We start from the raw sequence: 2,801 nt of genomic DNA on the forward strand, positions 1-2,801 counted from the left end.
AAGAACTTGAAAGGTCATGTTAGCTACCTTTGTTTTTATTTCCCGACAACTCTAAGGATTATGTGAAAGCTTGCAGGGCTGAAAGCGTTCGCTGGGGCTGTGAGGGTTGAATAGGAGAATAGTTCCAGAAATGTTCTCAGTTCAACTTACACCTTCTCTTTCGGTGGTGTCGCAATTCTCCATTCCAGAAGCTTTGCTTCCAGGTTCTGAATGAAGGCAACATCGGTTTCAGGTAAACCTGAGTGATCAACGTGCTCACCACCGACGGGTTTCTCTAAGAATGTAAAGGCTTGCCGGAACTGAAGGAGTGTGGCTGCAACGGGGGCATCAAAATGGCACGGAATGATGCGAGAAAAGTCCCAACCAGAAATTTGATTTGCCCACTCGATAGCTTGTTGCGGCGCTTGTGGCAAAATCAAGGTTTGCAGCACGGGAGCCACAAACGGTCTCCCCTTCGCGCTCAGCCATTCAAACGATCGCTGCCAATCAGATTGCCATCGCCAGAGAAGCAACCCGAAATACGCTTTCCTGGAGCGATCTGGAGCTTTGAGGGCGTCGAGAACTGCCCGCCTTAGCCCAACAGGTTCGAGTGTTGCTGGACGAAAATACACAGCAAACAACGCGATGCGCTGCCAACCTTTGCGCCGATTCGCTTCAGTGTTCTCGATAGGTTCAGCCGCGCTTTCTCTGGCGTGAAACAGTAACGGATAGGGATCGAGTTGTGCGATTGCAGACGGAGCTTCTCCAATGGAAAGGATTGTATCTGTCACCAGCAGCGATCGTGATGCTTTATGCAGCAGCGCCACTTCCACAAACGCGCCACGACCGAGATCAATATCAAGAACGGCATAATCAAATTCGTTGGCAAACGGAACCTGATGATTATCTTCGGGAAGAACTTGGGTGCGGTGTTTGGGAAAGCCTAACCAACTTAGAGGAAGATTCACCGGAAAACTCCACTGATGCGGCGCAACGAACACTTGAGCCGTCGGGAAACACCGCGCAAAGGGTCCGACAAACACTTTATGCTCTAGCCCGGAAGCCGTCGGCAGCAGAATGTACTTCACATCACCATACTTTGCTACCAACGTTTTGACCAAACGCAGACATTCTAGCGTAGGGGCAATGGGCGCATAAACGAGCAGCCCGCCAGCTTCAAGTCGCACGACCGTCATCCGAATCGGAATCACGGTATATAGAATGCCGTGCAGTTGCTCAAAGCTCCAGATGGTATCCGCAACGACTTCCCGGCAGAGCGTTCGCCGCTGACGATAGGGGTAAAGCGGTAGGGTAAACCAGAACGACCAAACCCAGTCGCGGGACTGCGGCATCAGATCGTGAAGCTGTTCCTTTGATTTGAGCTTTCCCCACCTATTCATCATGAAGTCCCTGTGACGCCTGCTCTTTATTTCTAGCGCCCCAGCCATGAGGATTGAATTTTCAGCACTAAAGTTTAGACAACTTATCAATTTCTTCAGAAGGTTGCAGCGCGAAGCTCAATAAATTAAAAAAGAAAAAAAGTTATTAGTAAATACCAATAAAACAATGGTCTAGCGACAAAGAGAGAAACTGTAGGGAAGCTAAGTACAGGACAAAAATTGAAGAACGTGGACAAACTCATCGACGAACAACTCTAGATTCAGGAATATTTGACGCAGGTGGTCGAAACCATAGCGAAAGATACTCTTGGCTTTACGTCCATGCTTTTTGACTGGGATCGTCTTTTGTTCGGCTAGCCATTCCCCCGTGCGAAATGCCCAACATAAGGCAATGGTCAGAAGCGCGACCATCCGGCTAAGACGCTCCGGGTCTTTCAGATGCGTGGACTCCAAACAAAATCCTCGGGTCTTGAGACAACCAAATAGGGTTTCAATGGCCCACCTTTTACCGTAATCCGCAATGGCTCGATGAGGACGATGGTTGGTGACGACAATCAACAATTTCCCATCCTCAAGCCGTAAGGCACTCACGTAAACCCAATGACTCCAAAGCTGGCGACGATGTCGCAAAACTTGCCGCTCTCCAACTTTTAGAGCACTGAAGACGACCTTCGCTTTCAGCGATTGGCAGCTATTCCCGAGTTTGTCGCTCTCTCGAATCCGAATGCGGAATTCACAGCAGCTTTGCTCCAACAAATACCCAAACCAATCCTGCCCCAAAAATTCCCGGTCTGCCGTCAGGTATTCCACTTCAACCTCGGGAAATACCTGAAAAAACTCCTCCAATAGGTCAATCCGTTCATCCGTGTTGGAGTTGCCCGTTTTATCCAGCATCCACCAAAGTAGGGGAAAGGCAACGCCTTTGTGAACAACCCCCAGCATCAAGATATTGTGGACACAATCGCCAAACTCCCAGGTCGTTCGGTCAAGCGACAACACCCAGGGTTGAGGGATCTCCATCAGACTCACGACCAGGTGAGCCAGGGTGACGTAATCCAACTCAAACTTGCCCAAAAACCGTTGCAGTCGTTTATAGTTTGATTCTAGTTTGGCCTGATTGATGAAGCCTGCCGCGAGTTGAGTCAAGTTCACTGTCTTAACCCGAAACAGGGCGACCAAGAACAGGGCTAGAAAACTTACCCTGGCTCCGTGCTATCCAAGATGAGGCTGCAATGTTTTTTGGATTAGAGTAATCTGATTCATGGGGGTTCCATGCTTTGAATGTGGTAATTCTCATGAAGCCCCCTCCCTCCAAACATTTGCAAGCTTTTGTCCTGTACTTAGGTCAGAATTGGCGTTGCATAATAGAGAGATGGATAAGGTGATTCTCTGCAGTGCCCGGAATGCCAGTCTACTCACATT

1 protein-coding gene and 1 pseudogene are annotated in these 2,801 nt (G+C 49.1%); both read right to left on the reverse strand.

Annotation, left to right across the window (positions count from 1 at the left end):
• Nucleotides 1-146: 146 nt before the first annotated feature.
• Entirely contained in the window at nt 147-1,382 is a 1,236-nt protein-coding gene (locus AC5I6P_RS04675) for a DUF4336 domain-containing protein (protein WP_495692597.1), read from the reverse strand.
• A gap of 198 nt (nt 1,383-1,580) precedes the next feature.
• Nucleotides 1,581-2,642, reverse strand: a pseudogene (locus AC5I6P_RS04680) (IS4 family transposase).
• Nucleotides 2,643-2,801: the final 159 nt, after the last annotated feature.

Source organism: Myxacorys sp., assembly GCF_059501405.1.